A 19,543-nucleotide genomic window follows, 5' to 3' on the forward strand; every position below is an offset into this window, starting at 1 on the left:
GTGTTATCTATATATTATCTTTCTGATTATAACATAGGTAAGCGTAGTAGAACAATAAGAAGATAGAAAACCAAGTTATAGGACGATTCAGTACGCCTTCAAAAGCATCTTTGAGCTTTTCCCAGGATGATTCACCTTACACTGAAATAGAATCAATCTTATATCAGCTCTTCATTCGCATAATACCCACATTCACAGCTATGAGTGAGTTATAAGATGCCTTTACGCATTGAGCAGTTGTTGGATGATGATTTATAACTGCATATGAAGTAATATAGCTATTACATACAAGTTGATGTAAACTGCCTATGATAAATTTATACTTTTTAAAGATAACTTCACCATGATTCACCTTTCCCGTCCACACCTAACCTTTCCGGAATGAAATTTTTTAGTACACACTCTCTCTGGCAGCGGCTAGCTACTACAGTGGTGGTGGCAGCTGGGCTAACTACAGCCGTCCATGCTGAAGGCTCAAAGAACCTAACTCCCGGCACCGGGGGAGCCGGCGGACGGGGCACAGCTACTGGCGTAAATAACTACATCGGCTACCTCCAGCACGACGATAACAACGTGAATACCGGTAGCCAAGACAACTCCAGGCAGTTCCTAAAGCAAGGTAGCCCGGCCGACCAACGTCTTTACATTCGCATAAAAGCAAGTGAGACGCTCTATTACGGTGTGCGGCGCATCCGCTCCGATGGCCCCGAGAACACCCGGCTGCGCCTTCAGCTTAAATATCTGGACGTAAATGGCCAGGAGCAGATTGCCCAAACTACCTTCCTGGAGACTTTGGCCGCTTCCACAAACAACCCAAACCTGGCCCCCAACCAGGCCGGGCGCATCAACAGCCCCGAGGAAGCTGCCGTGGGCCCGCGTTACCTGAGCGGTGGTACTGCTCCGGCAGGCGGCTATTCACCTCTCGTGTACGCAAACACCACGGCTCGTGAGCAAGACTTCTGGATAGAATTTATGGAGGTGAATGCCAGTGGAAGTGAAGTAGGCGTAACGCAGCGCAAGTCGTGGTATGACTGCTGGGACTTCACCGTGCGCGACGCCACTGGGGAGAAGCTTGGCCGACTATACTCGCAGCATTGGTCGTTTTCGGCGGCGGGTGGTAATAACTCCCTGGCGTCAACATTTGCCCTGTACTCGCTTATTCCGAATCCTAACTTCAACAACCAGAGCTTCTTTGTGAAGCGGGTGAGCTACGCGGGTATCCAGCCGTTCGGGGTGATTCTGGTAGCCAACAGTCAGGGCACCACGGTGCCGGGCAACTTCAAAGCCAAGCGTAAAAGCCAGACCACTAACTCGGGCTACGCCGAATACAAGCTATTCGTCAATAACCCCGACCCAGCCATTTACCCCACCACGGCCCGTCCTGCGCAGCCTGTCGTGACGACTACCTGCGCCAACGGCGTAACCACCTTCACGCTGAACGTGGACCAGGCCGGCTACGGCGTCGTGTTTATTGATGGGGACAGCAACGGGCAGTATGACCGCACCCGAGACCGGGTGCTGGAGAAGGCCACCGTAATTGGCAACAATGCCTTCGTGTGGGACGGCAGGTCCGATTCGGGCGTTTCGATGACGGCTACCAAACTACAGGTGACGTTTTCCAGCGGCGTGGGGCCGGTAAACTACCCCATCTGGGACTGTGAGCAGGCCCCCGACCAGGGCATTGCCGTGCAGGACGTGCGCCCCGGCAACAACGGTGCCGCCGACTACATCTTCTGGAACGACTCCCTGCTGGGGCCCGACTTCTCCACTCCCCTCATCAACCCCATTGGCACCAACACGCTGGCCGCCAGCCACCGCTGGGGAGCGGGCAGAGGTGACAGCAGGCTGGTGAACTCCTACGCCGTGGGCCTGCTGGCCCGCGGCAACGCCATCCAGATCAACTACGACCCGGCCACGGCCTGCGCCTCGTCGCCGCCCATTGTGCTGCCGGTGCAGCTGGTGTCGTTTACGGCCGCTTTGCGGGGGCGCGAGGTGAAAATCAACTGGGAAACGGCCTCGGAGCGCAACTGCGCCTACTTCGACGTGGAGCGCAGCGCCGATGGCCGGACGTTTGAGCCCGTAACGCGGGTAGACGGCCACGGCACCACCACCCAGCGCCACCTCTACAGCGCCACCGACGCCCGCCCGCTGGCCGGCCTGAGCTACTACCGCTTCCGCCAGGTCGACCAGGATGGCACGGTGCAGCTAAGCCCCGTGGCTGTGGTGCGCAACCAGGCTCTGCGCGCGGCCCTGGCCTTCCCCAACCCCGCTCCCAAAGAGCTGACCCTACAGCTCAACGAACCCATAGCCGGCCCCGTGACCCTGCGCATCGTGGATGCCACCGGCCGCGTGCTGTGGCAGCAGCAGCGGCAGCTGCCCACAGCCACGCAGGAATTGGTGGTGCCCACGGCCCAGCTGAAAGCCTCGCCCTTCTACCTGGTGCAGCTGGTAGCCAACGGCAATACCGTGCAATACCAATTCACCAAGTAGCCCGCGGCGTACACTCGGAAGGCGGCGTTCTGGTTGTTTTCTTAACGCAAAGCCCCCACGGAGCAGTGGCCTTATTCAACGAGGCTACTGTTCCGTGGGGCTTTTTCGTTCAGCGGCTTTTAGTGAGGCTGTTTAGAATACGTCCTAATACCCCCTTTTGCCCGTCATGCTGAGCTGGCCGAAGCATCTCTACCGCTTCGTCCTCACGAGTAGAGCTACCCTCGGTAGAGATGCTTCGGCTGCGCTCAGCATGACGATATAGTATGCTGGACAGCTTCAATATCTCACTTCTACCTATTCTTCCTCGGTCACGGGCTGCACATTGGGGTAGCGCTGCTCGTAGAGGGCCCGCACGTGGCGCGCCAGCAGGTTGCGCAGCTCGTCAATATTTTCGCGCTCCTGAGCTGATACAAAGATTACCGGGTCGTGCAGGCGGGCCATGTAGGTGGCTTTTAGCTGCTCCAGACTGGGGCGGACCGGGGCGTCTTCTCCATCTTCGCTGTAGTCCTCGAAGCCGCCGTGGTGGTCGGCCGCGGCGTGGGGGTTGTATTGGTCTATCTTATTGAAGACGAGCAGCATGGGCTTGTCGGCGGCCTCAATGTCCTTGAGCGTGTCGTTGACCACGGCAATGTGCTCCTCGAACGACGGGTGCGAAATATCGACGACGTGCACCAGCAAATCGGCCTCCCGGATTTCGTCCAGCGTGCTCTTGAAGCTCTCGATGAGGCGGGTAGGCAGCTTCCGAATAAAGCCTACGGTGTCGGAGAGCAGGAAGGGGGTGGTGTCGAGCACCACCTTGCGCACGGTGGAGTCGACGGTGGCGAAGAGCTTGTTTTCGGCAAACACGTCGGAACGGCTCAGCAGGTTCATCAGCGTGCTTTTGCCCACGTTGGTGTAGCCCACCAGCGCCACCCGTACCATGCCCGTGCGGGCTTTGCGCTGGGTGTGGCTTTGCTTGTCGAACTCCTTGAGGCGTTCTTTCAGCAGGGCTATCCGGTCGCGCACCACGCGGCGGTCCGTCTCGATTTCCGTTTCACCCGGTCCGCGCTGGCTTACGCCCCCGCCCCGCTGCCGGCTCAAGTGAGTCCAGAGTCCAGTGAGGCGGGGCAGCAGGTACTGGTACTGGGCCAGCTCCACCTGGGCGCGGGCCGTGGCTGTTTTGGCGCGCTGGGCGAAGATGTCGATAATAAGCAGGGAGCGGTCCACGATTTTCACTTCCAGCTCGGCCTCCAGGTTGCGCAGCTGGGACGGCGACAGGTCGTCGTCGAAGATGACCATGTTGGTGTCGTTGTGCCGCACGTAGGCTTTGATTTCGGCCAGCTTGCCCTCGCCCACGAAAGTGCGGACGTCGGGTTTTTCGAGGCGCTGCACAAACCGCTTCGTGACCTGGGCGCCGGCGGTTTCGGCCAGGAAAGCCAGCTCGTCGAGGTACTCCTGGGTCACGCGGTCGGGCTGGCGCTTGTCGGGCACGGCCACTAGCACGGCGGTTTCCTGCTGCTGGGCCGTGTCGTAGGTACCGCTGCTGTTGGCTTTGGCCAGGATGCGCCCGGCCCGGCCCTTCACCCCATCAACGGCGCCGGGGTGGCGGGTGCTGTTCTGGCCCTTGCGGCCTTTAGAAGATGGGGTATTCGCCATGGAAAATCGAAAAGAAAAAATACGAAAAGCGGCCGGCTAGCCTTCCCAGTCGGCTCGGTACAGCGCCTACCGCAGGGCCAGCGAATAGGCTACTGCCCACTCATTCTGCGCAGGGATGAGCTGATTATTGAAGCTGGGCATTCCACTCAGGCCGGTGGTCAGCATGTACACGCGGCCGGTGGCATTGAGGTTGCCACGGGTGAGGTCGTGGGCGCCGGGCAGGCCCGGCTTGCCGTCGGGGCCGTGGTCGGCGGTGTGGGCAAACAACGCGTGGCCCTCGGCCCGAGTTGCGGCCGGGGCGGCTTCCGGAGCCACGGCCAAGGTGGCGGCATCAGCCCCCGGCAGGCCAGCTGTTGTGGCGGGCCGCGCGGTATCGGCGGGTACTTCGGCTTCCGGCGTGGGCGTGGTTTCGGGCTGGCCGGCCGCCGGGGCTGGGGCAGCAGACTGTGGCGGAAGATGAGGGCGCGGCCACAGCAGGCTGCCGATATCGGCCAGGCCGTACACGACCAGCAAGCCCAGCAGCGAGAGAATGACCCCCGGCTTGTAGTGGCGGCGCAAAGCACCGATGGCCAGCGGCAGGAGCACTAGCACCAGGGCCAGCGTCTGCCACAGCCGGCCCGGCACTACCCCCGGATACCAGGCCAGCAGCGCCCCGCCCGTGCCCAGAATCAGGAGGCTAAGCAGAGAATCGGCGGCGCGGGTGCGGGCCCGCACGGCCCGGAGCGTATCGAGGCGGCCCAGCAGAAGCAGGGCAGCTTTAAAGCCATAAAACAGCAGAAACGCCAGTACCGCCAACAGGTGCAGGCGCAGGAGCAACGGAGCTACAGACATAACAGTCGCAAAAGTAGTACAGGATGCAGGCCGCGCGGCCGGACCTTTGTAACGGCCGGAAACCAACTTTCGCACGTGCCCCACCGTAGGGCGGCCCCGGCGCCTTCCGTACCTTTGCGCCACGGCCAAGCCATTGGCTGACCTCCTGTATCACTCTTGCCTCTCTTTTCTTCGTGCGCGTTGCTATAGTTATCAATACCAGCTGGAACATCTGGAACTTCCGCCGCAACCTGGTGCAGGCCCTGCAACAAGCCGGACATGAGGTGCTGGCCATAGCCCCTCCCGACGCCTACTCCGAGCGGCTGGAAACCGAGCTGGGCTGCCGCTACGTGCCCATCCCGATGGAAAACAAGGGCACCAACCCCGTGAAAGATGCCCAACTGACCCGCCGCTTCTATCAAATCTACCGGCGTGAGCGGCCCGATGTGGTGCTGCAGTACACCATCAAGCCCAACATCTACGGCACGCTGGCCGCGCGCCTGGCCGGTATCCCGAGCGTCAATAACGTGTCGGGGCTGGGTACGGTGTTTATCGTGCGCAACCTGGTGAGCCGCGTGGCGCTGGGGCTGTACCGGCTGGCGTTCCGGTTTCCGAAGCGGGTGTTTTTCCAGAACGACGACGACCGGCAGCTGTTCCTGCAGCACGGCCTGGTAGCGCCCGGCATCACCGACCTGCTGCCCGGCTCCGGCGTGGACACCCAACGGTTTCGGCCGGCCCCGCAGTGGCAGCGCCACGAGCCCTTCACCTTCCTGATGATTGCGCGGGTGCTGTATGAGAAGGGCGTGGAAGAATATTTTGAAGCCGCCCGCCTCGTGCGCGAAGCCGTGCCCGGCACCCGCGTGCAGCTCCTGGGCGGCGTAGACGAGTCGGGGGGCGTGGGCGTGAAGCGGGCCGTGTTTGAAGAGTGGCTGCAAGCCGGCCACGTGGAGTACCTGGGCACCTCCGACAACGTGCCCGAGCACATCGGCCGGGCCGACTGCGTGGTGCTGCCTTCGTACCGCGAAGGCACGCCCAAAACCCTGCTCGAAGCCGCCGCCATGGGCAAGCCCGTGGTAACCACCGACGTACCTGGCTGCCGCGAAACCGTGCTCGACGGCCAGAGCGGCCTGCTCTGCGAGGTGCGCAACGCCCCGGACCTGGCCGCTAAGATGCTGCACGTGCTGCGCCTGCCCGCCGCCGAGCTGGAGCAGATGGGCCGGGCCGGCCGCCGCCTCGCCGAAGAGAAGTTCGACGAGCAGATTGTCCTCAACAAGTACCTGCGAATTGTTGAAGAAGTAACCTCGCCGCGCACCCGGCGCTCCTGAAACCCGCTAACTTGCGGCCGTTTGTGCGCGAGCCGCACCCGGCCTTCATCCGTCGTCTATTCTTACTGAGTTGCTGAATGGAAATCAAACACCACGCTCTGGCGGGCGTTATTGAATTCACTCCCCGCGTATTTGGTGATGCCCGCGGGGCCTTTTTTGAGTCGTTCAGCGAGAAAATCATGCGGGAGGCCGGCGCCGATGTGCCGTGGGTGCAGGACAACCAGTCGCGCTCCATGCGCGGGGTGCTGCGGGGGCTGCACTTCCAGTGCCCTCCGCACGCCCAGGCTAAGCTGGTGCGCGTAGCCCAGGGCCGCGCCCTCGATGTGGTAGTAGACATTCGCCGCAACTCGCCCACCTATGGGCAGCACGTAGCCGTGGAGCTGGATGCCACCCGCTTCAACATGCTTTACGTGCCTACGGGCTTTGCTCACGGCTTCGCGGCCCTCGAAGACGACACGCTGTTTCTTTACAAGTGCAGCAACTACTACCAGCCCAGCGCCGAGGGCGGCCTGTACTGGAATGACCCGCAGCTCGGCATCGACTGGGGCCTCACCGACCCCATCATCTCCCCCAAAGACCAGGTGCTGCCCCAGCTGGCGGAGTTTGATAGCCCGTTTTAGGCCTCACCCCCCGGTCCCCTCTCCCGCGGAGAGGGGGAGCCTGACGCCAGGTCGTTCTGCGTCGCCCTGTCGGCTACCGCCTCCAGAACGGCTACCAAATTGTGCTGGTAAGTAGCCGCGTAGCGGCTGAAGGGTTGTAGTAGCCGCCACCCATAGAGAAATGTAGCGCCGCGTAGCGGGGCAAGGAACGCTCCAGCGTCTCTTGCCCCGCTACGCGGCGCTACACGTGCCTATCTTATCTGGCTATAAACCTGTAGGCCGCTACGCGGCTGTGCTGTTCATTGCCGTCCTCAGCGGTAGCCGTGCTGGAGGCGGTAGCCGTTCCGGAGGCGGTAGCCGAAGGGGCGGCGCAGAACGACCTGGCGTCAGGCTCCCCCTCTCCGTGGGAGAGGGGGCCGGGGGGTGAGGCTACACCAGCTCTAGCAGCGTTTCCAGGCCCATGCCGCGGGAGCCTTTGATGAGGATGTGGCGGCCGCGCGGGGGGTGAGCCTGCAACCAGGCGGCGGCTTCGGGCTTGGTGGCGAAATGGTGGAAGGCCGGGGAGGTGGCCGCGTGGCGCATTTCGGGGCCCACGAGTACCACGGTGCCCAGGGCCAGGCTGTGCAGCAGCTCCCCGATGCCCCGGTGCTCGACGGCGCTTTCTTCGCCCAGTTCAAACATGTCGCCCAGGATAACCACCTTGTCGGCGGCCGGTGCCGGGCGGGAGGCGAAGCTGTGGAGGGCGGCGCTCATGCTGCTGGGATTGGCGTTGTAGGCGTCCAGCACCACGTGGTTGTGGGAGGTGCGCACCAGCTGGGAGCGGTTGTTGGAAGGGTTGTACGAGGCCAGCGCCTCGGCAATATCCGCGGGGGGCACGCCGAAATGGGCGCCCACGGCAGCGGCGGCGGCCAGGTTGGCGAAGTTGTAGGCGCCCGTAATTTGAGCTTCCACCTCCAGGCCGTTATATAAGCGCAGCACCACGTTGGGGTTGGCGCTGACCAGCTCGGCCGGGTACGTGTCGGCTGGGCCGGGGTAGGTGACGCAGGTGGGCACCACCACGGCCAAGCCCGGCAGGCGCGCATCCTGGGTATTGACGAAAGCCAGTCCGCCCACCGTAGCCAGAAAGCGGAACAGCTCACTTTTTCCCTTGGCAATGCCTTCTACCCCGCCAAATCCTTCCAAATGGGCCTTGCCGATGTTGGTGATAAGGCCGTGCGTAGGCTCGGCCAGCCGGCTCAGCAAGTCAATTTCGCCCTGGTGGTTGGCGCCCATCTCAATAATGGCCAGCTCATGCTCGCCCGGCCGAATGCTGAGCAGGGTGAGGGGAACCCCGATGTGGTTGTTGAGGTTGCCACGAGTGTACTGTACCCGGTAGCGGCGGCTAAGCACGGCGTAGCACAGCTCCTTGGTGGTGGTTTTGCCGTTGGAGCCGGTGATGCCCAGCACCGGAATAATCAGCTGGCGGCGGTGGTATTGGGCCAGCTCCTGCAAGGTAGCCAGCGGATCGGGGGCGTAGGTGTAGCACTCGGGGTCCTGGGCGGCCAGGGCGGCATCGTCCACGACGGCGTGGCGGGCCCCGGCGGCCAAAGCTTGGGGCGCAAAGTCGCGGCCCCGGAACGAGGGGCCGTTGAGGGCGAAGAACAGCGTATTCGGCTGCGGCTGCCGCGAGTCGGTGCTGACTGCCGAGCACTCCCGGTATCGGGCGTAAAGCGCCGCTAGATCTACCATGCGGTTAAGTGCGTAACTTAGGACTAGATGAAAAACGCTCGAACACTCACGGGCCGTATGCACGGCTGGCAACTATTCGCCCTGCTAAGCGCCGCCCTGGCCGGCGCAACCCGGCCAGGGCAGGCCCAAACGTTTGGCTTTGAATACCGGCCCCTGGCAAAAGTAGCAGACGGCGCCCAGACCCTGCGCAACGCCTGGGCCGGGGGCCTGAACTCGCCGCAGTTCTCTAACATCGACCTCAACGCCGACCAGCAACCCGACTTGTACGTGTTCGACCGGGCCACTAACCGCTCGTTCACCTACCTAAGCGTGCCGGCGGCCGGGGGAGCGCGGGCCTGGGAGTACGCCCCGGCCTACGAAGCCCTGTTTCCGGCCGGGCTGGTGGGCTGGGTGCTGCTGCGCGACTACGACTGCGACGGCCGCCCCGACCTGTTCACCTACGCCAACGGCGGCGACATTCGGGTGTACCGCCACGTGCCCGACGCGCAGGGGCGGCCCGGCTTTCAGCTGCTCACCGACCAGCTCACCTACTTTGCACCCGGCCCCACGGGCGGCAACGTCAACATCAACACCGGGGGCTACAACCTGCCCGCCATCGAGGACGTGAACGGCGACGGCCGCCTCGACGTGCTGACCTACGACTTTTCCTCACCAGTGCCCAGCATCTACTACTACCGCAACACGGCCACGGCGGGCAGCTGCGGGGGCTTGCAGCTGGTGGAAGAAACCTCGTACTGGGGCGGGTTGACGGCCTGCCTTAGCGGGTGCGGGGGCTACACCTTCGCCCCCAACCGATGCCGCCCCGACGGCCAGCGGCCCACCCACACCGGCGGCTTCAACATCAGCCTCCGGGACCTGGACGGCGACGGCGACCAGGACCTGCTCACGGCCCGCGACATGTGCCCCGAGCTGGTGAGCATCCGCAACGACGGCAGCGCCCAAACGGCCGTGTTCAGCAGCGCCGGCCTCAGCCTGAGCTTTCCGGCGGGTACCACGGCCGCCCACGTGCCCAATTTTCCGGCGGCGTATTCCGTGGATGCCACTTTCGACGGCCGCCCCGACCTGGTGGTGGCTCCCAACTTGTTTGACAACCAGGACACTGTAGACCTGCGCCGCAGCACCTGGCTGTACCGCAACAGCGCCGCGGCCGGGGCAGCCCCCATCTTTGGGCTGCTGCAGTCCGATTTTTTGCAGCGCGACATGCTGGACCTGAGCGAAGTAGCGGCTCCCGCCCTGGGCGACTTGGACGGCGACGGACTGGTGGACCTGCTGGTGGGCAGCACCAGCCGCGACACGCCGGGCCAGATGTACCGGGCCACGCTCCGTTACTTCCGCAACGTGGGTACGGCCGCGGAGCCCACCTTTCAGCTAGTAGATAACGACTACCTGGGCCTCTCGCAGCGGAAGCTGACCACCGTGAAGCCCCTGCTCGTGGACCTGAACCGCGACGGCGCCCTGGACCTGGTGTACACCGGCGCCCGGCTGGGCTCCTCCGACAGCCGGGTGGCGGTGCTGCTGAACGCGGCCCCGGCTGGGCAGGCGGTGGCATTCAACGCTGCCGCGCCCCTGTACCTGGAAAACCTGCCCGGCCGCCGCGGCGACGCGCCCTGCTTCGCGGACGTGGACGGCGACGGGCGCCTGGACCTGCTGCTGGGCACCAATTCGCTCGACACGCCGGGCATGAGCCTGCGCTACTACCGCAACACGGGCGCCGCCCAGCTCAGCCAGGCCTTTCAGCTAGCGGACAACGACTACGGCCGCCTGCGCACCAGCACCGGTCGCCCCGCCAACCTGCACCCCGTAGTAGCCGACTTCGACGGCGACACCCGCCCCGACCTGCTCACGGCCGACGGCAGCGGGGCCATCCGCTTCTTCTCCGACTTCCGCGCCCAGGGTTCCGCACTGACGGAACGCACCGACCTGTTTTACAACCCCTTACTCAATCAGCTGCTGCCCGCTCGCCTGGGGAGCGGAGCCGCGGTACGGTTTGCCCCCGCTGCCGCCGACCTGAACGCCGACGGTGCCCCCGAGCTGCTGCTGGGCTTGGAAAACGGCGGCTTGCACCTGTTCGGCACGCGGGGCCGGGCCGTGCTAAGCACCCGCCGCCCCGCCAGTAGCCTGCTCGTGCGCCTCTACCCCAACCCCGCCACCTCGTCCGTCACCGTGGAAGCCCCGCGCCCCGTGCGCCTCACGCTGCTGGACCTCACCGGCCGCACCCTGCGCCACTCCGCCACCTCCGCCGCCCGCCACACCCTCGATGTTAGCCTTTTGGCCGCGGGCGTATACCTGGTGCGCTGCGAAACCGCCGACGGCCAGCAAACCACGCAGCGGGTGGAGGTGGTGAAGTGATGAGGTGACAGGTAACAAGTGACAGGTAACAGGTACACCGTCATGCTGAGCGCAGCGGAGCGGAGTCGAAGCATCTCTACTGCTTCGTCTGCACGATTGAGATTAGCCCGCGGTAGAGATGCTTCGGCTGCGCTCAGCAGGACGGTGTACCTGTCACCCTTCACCTCATCACCTTCTCACTTCACCTCGAACTCGTCGCCATCTTCCAGGGCGGGGAAATGCTCGCGGAAGGCGGTGAGGTCGGTGCGGCGGAGGGCGCGGGTGATGCTGGTTTCCTGGTTGCCGACTTCGACGAGGTACTCGCCACGCATGTCCAGCAGGGCCGAGTCGCCGGTGTAGGTCTGGCTATTGCCATCGAGGCCCACGCAGTTCACGCCCAGAGTGAAGGCCAGGTTCTCGATGGCGCGGGCGCGCAGCAGCGTAATCCAGGCGGTGCGGCGGACGGCGGGCCAGTTGGCCACGTACAGCAGCAGGTCGTAGGGGTCTTGGCGGGAGTTGCGGCTCCACACCGGAAACCGCAGGTCGTAGCAAACAAGCGGGCAGATGCGCCAGCCGCGCCACTCTTCCAGCAGGCGCTGGGTGCCCGGCGTGTACACGTGCTGCTCGCCGGCCAGCGTAAACAGGTGGCGCTTGTTGTAGTAGCTCATCGAGCCATCGGGCCGCACCCAGAGCAGGCGGTTGTAATAGCGGCCTGCTTCCTCGATAATAACACTGCCCGTCACCACGGCGTCGTGGGTGGCGGCGGTGTCACGCATCCAGGCCAGGGTGGGTCCCTCCATCGGCTCAGCCAGGGCTGGTGCATCCATGCTGAAGCCGGTGGTAAACATTTCGGGCAGCACAATCAGGTCCGTCGGGACGGATATTTCCTGGATGTGCCGGCCCAGCTCCCGGCGGTTAGCTTCCGGATTGTGCCACTGCAAAGAGGACTGGATAAAGGAAACGGTGAGGTCAGGCAAAGTCTGGCAGTGGTTGGGTTAAGTAAGGCAGGGAGTAGTTTAGCGAAAAATAAGCATATAATAAAGCGAAATAATTATAATATCAGAGCTGTCTACGAAAGTTACTATACTGTCCTGCTCCACCTGGCGCCCGCGCAGCCGAAGCATCTTTCCCGCTTCGTTGTACTGCTAATCAGTTAGTTAAAGGGAGAGATGCTTCGGCTGCGCGGACGCCAGATGGAGCAGGACATTCAGTGCCACGACATCAGCATACGAGATGGTTCGGGTGCGCAGACGCCAGATAGAGCAATATGGTAAGCCAGCCTACAGCTGCCGTAGGCGAGCTGCGGCGGCGCGTAGTGTTGCTTCCTGCTTGGCAAAGCAAAACCGAACAAGCTGGTGGTCGTGCCCATTGTGATAGAACGCCGACAGCGGCACCACGGCTACGCCGGCTTCGCGGGTGAGGCGGCGCGCAAACGACACATCATCTTCCTGCGGGGCCAGGGCCCGGTAGCCGACCACCTGAAAGTAGCCCCCCGCCACGGGCAGCAGCTCAAAGCCCGTGCCCGTAAGCAGCTCCCGAAATAAGTCGCGCTTCTGCTGGTAGAAGGCCGGCAGGCTGTCGTACAGGCTCGTATCGGGCAGCACGTCGGCCAGGGCATGCTGGGTAGGCGTGCTCACGCTGAACGTCACGAACTGATGCACCCGCCGCAGCTCGGCGCTGAGGGCAGCCGGGGCCACGCAGTAGCCTACTTTCCAGCCGGTAGCGTGGTAGGTTTTGCCGAACGACGACAGCACAAACGCCCGCTCCCGCAGTTCGGGGTGTTGCAGGGCGCTGGCGTGCGGGGCCCCGTCAAAGACCATGTGCTCATACACCTCATCCGACAGCAGCAGGGCGCGGGTGGGGCGCAGCAGGTCGGCCAGGGTGGCCCAGTCGGCGGGCGTGAGCACGGCGCCGGTGGGGTTGTGGGGCGTGTTGAGGAGTACCAGGCGGGTGCGCGGCGTGAGGGCCGCCGCCACCCGGTTCCAGTCGGGCTGGAAGGTGGGCGGGGCCAGGGACACGTACACCGGCACGCCGCCCTGCAAGCGCACGGCCGGGCCGTACAGGTCGTAGGCCGGTTCCAGAATCAGCACCTCATCGTGGGGGCGCACCACAGCGGCCAGCACGGCGTACAGGGCTTCGGTGGCTCCGCTGGTGATGGTAATTTCGGTGGCCGGGTCGGGAGCAGGCACGCCGTAGACGCGGGCGGTTTTCTGGCTGATGGCCTCGCGCAGGCGGGGCAGGCCGGGCATGGGCGCGTACTGCTGGTGCCCATCGGTGAGGATGTGGCGGGCCAGGGCTTCGCGTAGGGGCAGAGGCGGGTCGTAGTCGGGGAAGCCCTGGGCCAGGTTAATGGCCCCGCACTCCTGGGCCAGCTGGGTCATCACCGAGAAAATGCTGGTGCCCACGTCGGGCAGCTTAGAGTCGAGTAGGGGAAGCGGCATGGAGGGTAACGGATAAAAACCTAAAAGCCTGCAAGGGATGCGCGGAACCCGTCTGGGCTGCCTGCTTTACGGCGTCTCCGTCACGTCGCGCATGGCGCCCACCATGCGCACGGGCAGGCCGCTGGCATCGTGGATGACGCAGGCCCGGTCCAGGATGGTGAGGTAGCGGCCGTCGGCGCGGCGCAGGCGGTAGATGGCTTCCCGCAGCTTGGCCGTGGTGGTGAGGTCGGCCTGCACGCCGCGGGTGACGCGCTCCAGCTCGTCGGGGTGGATGAGGCTGAGCCAGAAGGCCACGGTTTCGGTGTCGGGGTGGGGCGTGTGGCCCACCAGCTGCCAGAACTCTTGGCTGTACCACATGCGGCCCGAGCTAATGTCCCAGTCCCAGATCAGGTCGTTGGTGGCGCGGGCCAGCAGCTCAAACAGCTCCCGGCCCCGGCGCTCCTGTAGCTCCGTGCGTTTCTGCTCGTCGATGTCGGTGGAAGTGCCCAGCCAACCCAGCAAAGTAGCGCCATCGGGGGCATACAAGGGCACCACGCGCTCCAGGTACCACCGGTAGCGGCCGTCGTGGCCGCGCCAGCGCAGGTGCAGCTTCAGGGGGCGGGCCTGGGGCAGGTGGCGCAGCTGGGCCTCGGCGGCTTCGGCCCGGTCGTCGGGGTGGAGGTAGTCCACGAAGCCCCCGGCGGCCAGGGCCGTGGCGGGGGCGCCGGTGTACTCGTACCAGCGCTGGTTGCAGTGGATAACCGTGCCATCGGGCGTCGACAGCCACGCCAGGTGAGGCAGGGCATCGAGCAGGAGCACGGGCCGCAGCTCCTGCAGCAGCAGCTGCGCCGCCGTAGAGGTGGAAAGGTCAGACCAAAGCATGGGAGGAGAGCCAGAAGATAGTGCGGCCCTAAAGGTCAGCGCCGGAAGCGTGGAATCCTATTGCCGGCCGCCATCTTATTTCACCGTCTCAGGTAGATAAGGCTGACATGGAAGGACAGTCTCAAAATCATGTACACGCCGGCCCGCTGTTGCCCCCACCCCCAGCCCACCTCGCTTGATGCGCGACATCCCGCGGGAGAGGGGGGTGTTCCAGAGCTACAAGCTTCAGGCTACAAGCTGCAAGCCTCAATGACAATGCTTGCAGCTTGTAGCCTGAAGCTTGTAGCTAACCTCTGGTGCCCTTTCTTGAGGGAGAGAGGAAGGTCTACACCAACGACCAAGGCGGGAACAGCACCCGGAACGTGGTGCCCTTGCCCACCGTGCTGGCAACGGTGATGCGCCCGCCGTAGCCCTGCACCACCCGGTTCACCAGGTACAAGCCCAGGCCGGAACCGTCCACGTGGTCGTGAAAGCGCCGGAACAGCTGAAACAGCTCCCCGCCGAACCGCTCCAGGTCAATGCCCAGGCCGTTATCCTGCACCTCCAGTACGGGCTGGCCCTCGGCCGTGAGGTAGGTAGTCAACTCGATGCGGGGGCGCCGGTGGGGGGAGGCGTACTTCAGGGCGTTGCTGATGAGGTTGTAAAGGATGCTTTGCAGGTGAGGCCGCACAAACTGTAGCACCGGCACCGCCGCAAAGTTGGTGTGCACCACGGCCCGGCCCGTGGTCAGCAGTTCCCCGATGCTGAGCAGCACTTCCTCGGTCAGCTGGGCCACGTCGATGGGCTCGGCCGGCCACTCGTGGCGCAGCTTCTGCACCCGCACCAGCTCCGACAGGCTATGAATCGTGTCGTTGATCTGGTGCAGGGACTTTTCAAACATGCTGATGAGCTTGATGGCGTCCGGGTCGCGGAAGTAGGCTGTGCGCGTCAGCTCCTCAAAAATGCCCGCCATGTTATGAATGGGCTGCTTGAGGTCGTGCGAGGCCGTGTACACGAAGTTGTCGAGGTCCTGGTTGATGCGAACCAGCTCATCGTTTTGCTCGCGCAGCAGCTGCTGGGTAAGCTTCACGTCGTGGATGTCGGTGCAGGTGCCAAACCAGCGCACCACCTCCTGGGTGGTGGAGTGGCGCAGCGCCCGGGCCTGGCCCAAAAACCAGCGGTAGGCCCCGTCGCGGGCCCGCAGGCGGTACTCTACCTCAAAAAACTCCCCGGTTTGCACCGAATGAACCCAACGCTCGGTCATCAGCTCCAGGTCGTCGGGGTGCAGGGCGTGGGCCCAGTTAATCTCGCCCAGGCTTTCGGTGAGCGGCAGGCCGGTGTAGTCGAGCCAGCGCTGGTTCACGTACTCGTTGCGGCCCTGGCCGTCGGCGGTCCACACAATCTGCGGCACGCTTTCGGCCAGAAACCGGAATTCCTCTTCGCGGCGGCGCAGCTCGTCGGCCAGCAGGTGCTGGTCGTGCACGTCGGTGCTGGTGCCCACCCAGCGCACAAACCGGCCGTGCTCGTCGTGCAGGGGCTCGGCCCGGTGCAGCAGCCAGCGGTAGGCTCCGTCGGAGGCCCGGCGCAGCTGGTTCTCGAAGTTGAAGGGCTTGCCTTCCAGAAGTTTGTTTCTGAACTCGGTGAAGGTGGAGGCCACCATATCGGGGTGCACCAGCTCGGCCCAGCCCAGGTTCTGGGTTTGAGCCAAGTTCTGGCCCGTAAAATCAGTCCACCGCTGATTGACGTAGCTGGTCTGGCCATCGGCCTCAATGGTCCACACCAGCTGCGGCACGCTTTCGGCCAAGCTACGGAAGCGGTTTTCGCTCTGGCGCAGGGCCAGCTTCGCCTCTTGCTGGGCCGTAATGTCCTGGATGGCCCCGATCATGCGCTGGGCCCGGCCCTGGGCGTCGCGCCCGATGTAGCCGCGGTCCAGCACGTGGGCATACGTGCCATCGGCGCGGCGGTAGCGGTACTCGTCCTGCCAGCTGGCCTGCCCCCCATCAATAGCGGCATGAATGCCGTGTACCACCCGCTCGGTGTCCTCCGGGTGAATCTGGTCGTACCACCACTGAATGGTTGTGCCGACCTGCTCGGGAGCATAGCCGAATACGCGCTGCATGGCGTCGTTCCAGATCAGGGAGCCGGTGGTTTGATTCCAGTCCCAGATGGCATCGTCGGTGGCCAACGCGGCCAGCTCGTAGCGCTGCTGGCTGTGGCGCAGCTGCTCGGCCAGCTCCCGGTGCTCGTGGATGTCGGTGCTGGAGCCGTACCAGCAGCTGATGGCGCCGCGGGCGTCGAGCATGGGCAAGGCCCGGCTCAGGTGCCAGCGGTACTGCCCATCGTGGCGGCGCAGGCGCAGCTCCTGCTCCCACACGCTCTGGCTGGCCTGGGCCTCGGCAAACGAGGCGTAGGCGGCGGCCAGGTCGTCGGGGTGCACGGCAGAGGTCCAGGCTGTCAGGGTGTCGGCGCCATCGGCTGCCTGGCCGGTGTAGCTAAACCACTGCGGACTGAGGTAGCGGGTGGTGCCGTCGGGGTGGCTGCTATACGTAATCTGCGGCAAGGACTCGGCCATGATGCGCAGCTGCTCGTCGCGGCCGTGCACTTCGGCAGCCAGGGCATTGGCCCGTTTGCGGCTGCGCACCTGCTCGGTGGTATCAATGGCAAACACCAGCAGGCTGCGGTCGGGGCCAGGCCCGTCGTGCAGGCGCTGAAGCACAAAGTCGAAGTAGCGGGGCTCGGCCGAGTCGGCCAGCATCACCACGTGTTCGTGGCCGGTGTAGGCTTCGCCGGTCTGGTAAACGTGGTCCATGAGGGCCACGAAACCTTGCTCGGCCATTTCGGGCAGGGCCTGGCTCAGGCTGCGGCCTACCTGGGCGCGCGAGCCCAGCACCTGCGCGAAGGTGTCGTTGATAAAGGTAAACAGGTGGTCGGGGCCGGTGAAGGTGGCAATCAGGGCCGGCACCCGGCCCAGAATGCGGTTGAGCAGGCGGTCCGTTTGCTCCAGCAGGTGCTGGGCGCGCTTCTGGTCGTCGATGTCGGTGGTGGTGCCAAACCAGCGCACCACGTTGCCGGCGGCGTCGCGCATGGGCTGGGCCTGGGCCAGAAACCAGCGGTAGGCGCCGTCGCGGCCCCGCAGCTGAATTTCTATCTCGTAAAACGTGCCCGTGGCCAGGGCATGCTGCCACCGCTGCTGCAAGGTTTCGCGCTGGTCGGCCGGCAGCAAGGTGCTCCACTTGCTGAAGTCGCGCAGGGTTTCCTGGTCGACGCCGGTGTACTGAGTCCACCGCTCACTCATGTACTCGCTGCGGCCGGCGGCGTCCGTAATCCACACCATCTGCGGAATAAAGTCGGCCAGAAACCGGAACTGCTCCTGCTGGCGCTGGGAAGCCGCCACCGCCGACTGGGTGGCGTGCTGCTGCTGCACCTGCTCGGTGGTGTCGAGGCCCAGCAGCAGCACGCCGTCAGTGGTGCCATCGGCGGCGCGCAAAGCGTGCAGGGTGCAGTCGAGGTAGCGCGTCGGGGCTTCGGGAGGGGCATCCAGGGGCTGAATGGGCACCGCCTTCAGCTGCTGAAGCTGGCCGGTGCGGTACACCACATCGAGCTGCGCCAGCAACCCCGCGCCCGGACTAGGATGAGCCGCGGCGGCCGGCCGCCCCAGCGAGTCGGCGGTGAGGTAGGGCCGGGCCTGGGCCGAGAAATACTCGATGACGTGCTCGGGGCCGCGCAGCATGATGAGGTGCACCGGCAGCTGATCGAACTGCTGAAGCTGGCGCACCAGCTGGCGGCGGCCCCGGCGGTCGGCCAGGCGCTGCTCGTGCACGTCGGTGATGGAGCCAAACCAGCGCTGCACCTGCCCGGCCGGGTTACGCTGGGCGTAGGCGCGCATGAGGTGGTGGCGGTAGCGGCCGGTAGCCGCCGCGCGCAAGCGAAACGTAATGTCGGGGCTTTCGCCGGTGGCTACGCAGTGCTTCCAGTGGGCCAGGGTAGCGGCCTGGTCGTCGGGGTGCACGGCCGCCAAAAAGCCCTGCGCCTGGGTTTCGGCCAGGCTCAGGCCGGTGTAGCGCCGCCACCCTTCGTTGGCGTAGTCGAGGCGGCCGTCGGCGTCGGCCATCCAGATCAGCTGAGGCAGGTGGTCGGCCAAAAACTGAAACTGCTCGGCCGTTTGCTGCAGCTCCCGCTGGGCGCGGCGCCGCTCGGTTACGTCGCGCATGGCGCCCAGCAGGCGCACGGGCCGGGCGGCGGCGTCGCGCACGATGTAGGCCCGGTCCAGCACTTCCAGCCAGTGCCCCTGCCGGTGCCGAAACCGATATTCCGCAGTCAGGAAAGCCTCGGTACCGGCCAGGACTTTCTCCACGGTTTGTTGCACCTGGGTGGCGTCATCGGGGTGCAGGCAGCTCCGCCAAAAGTCGATGGTGTTTGTTTCGGGCCCGGCTGTGTAGCCGGTTATTTCCCAGAACTGCTCGTTGCGCCATACTTGCCCGGTTGGTAGGTCGGCGTCCCACACGCAGTCGTGGGTGGTGCGGGCTAGCAGGTCGTAGCTTTGGCGGCCGAGCTGGCTTTCCTCGTGGGTGGGCAGGGTTTCCGTCACGTCGAGCAGCTGGCACAGCAGGTAGCGCGCCGGCTCGGCAGGAGTGAGCCGCACGGGCGTCAGGGTCGTTTGCCAGAAGCGCGCAGCCGCGGCAGTGGCCGCGGGCCGCGGGTGGGGCGGCAACACCAGCGGGGCCGTGGCGGCCTGGAGCTGCGCCCACGTGGCCGGGGAGGCTTCGGGGGCTGCGGCGTCGAACAGAGCGGCTACGGGCTGGCCCGTGGGGTCTTGCCCGAACAGCTGAACTGCCGCCGGATTAGCCGCCGCCACGGTCAAGCTGGCGGGCAGCACCACGAGGTGCGGCGTCGGCAGCGACTCAAATAGCAGATGAAAATCCAGGGGCGCGGCAGCCATAGAGAAGAGCGGGCAATGAGGTGTAGACAAATGTACCGCCACCGGCGCCCACCAGCCGGGCCGGACGGTGGAAGCCATGCTTTTGCCGTTATAGCCGCCTTGTTGCCCGATTAAGCTATTACCCGGACCAGCAGCGGCGTTCCTGAAAACGCCGCTGCTACCCGATTGGTATTCCGGCGCTGCCAGCTTCGCTCCTGCGCAGAAGCCGGCCCGGCCGGTCTGTTTGGGCAGCCTCACAGCCGGCGGGTCGAGTAAGCCGGGCTGGGGCCGGAAGGAATAGGCTTCCTGGCAACAGGCACTGAAAAGCTAGTCAAGGCACCAGAACGGTGGAGAGCCGCGACCCGTGGCCAGGCCAACCGGCGGCTCACGTCTCCTCGCGTATCAACCGTTCAAATAGGAGACGCAAAA

The 19,543-nt window shown here is 64.6% G+C and carries 11 protein-coding genes; 4 read left to right on the forward strand and 7 right to left on the reverse strand.

Annotated elements, in window-relative coordinates:
• The first annotated feature begins 381 nt into the window (after nucleotides 1-381).
• Nucleotides 382-2,490 carry a T9SS type A sorting domain-containing protein gene (locus OIS53_RS17000; protein ID WP_264679771.1) on the forward strand — a complete coding sequence of 703 codons (2,109 nt, stop codon included), beginning with the start codon at nucleotides 382-384 and terminating at the stop codon, nucleotides 2,488-2,490.
• Between the two features lie 294 nt (nucleotides 2,491-2,784).
• Here OIS53_RS17000 and hflX read toward each other — a convergent pair whose 3' ends face one another.
• Together hflX and OIS53_RS17010 are read right to left on the reverse strand one after the other, a co-directional pair.
• A complete protein-coding gene (gene hflX / locus OIS53_RS17005) occupies nucleotides 2,785-4,125 on the reverse strand; it encodes a GTPase HflX (RefSeq protein WP_264679772.1) in 1,341 nt (446 codons plus the stop codon).
• Nucleotides 4,126-4,191: 66 nt separating this feature from the next.
• On the reverse strand, nucleotides 4,192-4,956 hold the full coding sequence (locus tag OIS53_RS17010; protein ID WP_264679773.1) for a hypothetical protein: 765 nt from the start codon (nucleotides 4,954-4,956) through the stop codon (nucleotides 4,192-4,194).
• Between the two features lie 173 nt (nucleotides 4,957-5,129).
• Here OIS53_RS17010 and OIS53_RS17015 point away from each other — a divergent pair, with 173 nt between their 5' ends.
• Together OIS53_RS17015 and rfbC are read left to right on the forward strand one after the other, a co-directional pair.
• Nucleotides 5,130-6,260: a glycosyltransferase family 4 protein gene (locus OIS53_RS17015; RefSeq protein ID WP_264679774.1), complete on the forward strand. Its 1,131-nt coding sequence runs from the start codon at nucleotides 5,130-5,132 to the stop codon at nucleotides 6,258-6,260.
• A gap of 77 nt (nucleotides 6,261-6,337) precedes the next feature.
• Nucleotides 6,338-6,880 (forward strand): dTDP-4-dehydrorhamnose 3,5-epimerase, encoded by a 543-nt coding sequence (rfbC, locus tag OIS53_RS17020; RefSeq protein WP_264679775.1) that lies wholly within the window; start codon nucleotides 6,338-6,340, stop codon nucleotides 6,878-6,880.
• A 408-nt stretch (nucleotides 6,881-7,288) separates the two neighbouring features.
• Here rfbC and OIS53_RS17025 read toward each other — a convergent pair whose 3' ends face one another.
• A complete protein-coding gene (locus OIS53_RS17025; protein ID WP_264679776.1) occupies nucleotides 7,289-8,587 on the reverse strand; it encodes a UDP-N-acetylmuramoyl-tripeptide--D-alanyl-D-alanine ligase in 1,299 nt (432 codons plus the stop codon).
• Nucleotides 8,588-8,614: 27 nt separating this feature from the next.
• Between OIS53_RS17025 and OIS53_RS17030 the strand changes: the two genes are divergently transcribed.
• Nucleotides 8,615-10,936: a T9SS type A sorting domain-containing protein gene (locus tag OIS53_RS17030; RefSeq protein WP_264679777.1), complete on the forward strand. Its 2,322-nt coding sequence runs from the start codon at nucleotides 8,615-8,617 to the stop codon at nucleotides 10,934-10,936.
• A 176-nt stretch (nucleotides 10,937-11,112) separates the two neighbouring features.
• Here OIS53_RS17030 and OIS53_RS17035 read toward each other — a convergent pair whose 3' ends face one another.
• From OIS53_RS17035 to OIS53_RS17050, 4 genes are all read right to left on the reverse strand, one after another.
• Nucleotides 11,113-11,892, reverse strand: a complete 780-nt coding sequence (locus tag OIS53_RS17035) for an amidohydrolase (RefSeq protein WP_264679778.1) — start codon at nucleotides 11,890-11,892, stop codon at nucleotides 11,113-11,115.
• Nucleotides 11,893-12,195: 303 nt separating this feature from the next.
• Nucleotides 12,196-13,356 carry a methionine aminotransferase gene (locus tag OIS53_RS17040; RefSeq protein ID WP_264679779.1) on the reverse strand — a complete coding sequence of 387 codons (1,161 nt, stop codon included), beginning with the start codon at nucleotides 13,354-13,356 and terminating at the stop codon, nucleotides 12,196-12,198.
• Between the two features lie 66 nt (nucleotides 13,357-13,422).
• A complete protein-coding gene (locus OIS53_RS17045; protein ID WP_264679780.1) occupies nucleotides 13,423-14,217 on the reverse strand; it encodes a PAS domain-containing protein in 795 nt (264 codons plus the stop codon).
• Nucleotides 14,218-14,542: 325 nt separating this feature from the next.
• Nucleotides 14,543-19,135, reverse strand: a complete 4,593-nt coding sequence (locus tag OIS53_RS17050) for a PAS domain-containing protein (protein WP_264679781.1) — start codon at nucleotides 19,133-19,135, stop codon at nucleotides 14,543-14,545.
• Nucleotides 19,136-19,543 lie beyond the last annotated feature (408 nt).

The organism is Hymenobacter sp. YIM 151500-1 (genome assembly GCF_025979885.1).
Classification (GTDB): domain Bacteria; phylum Bacteroidota; class Bacteroidia; order Cytophagales; family Hymenobacteraceae; genus Hymenobacter.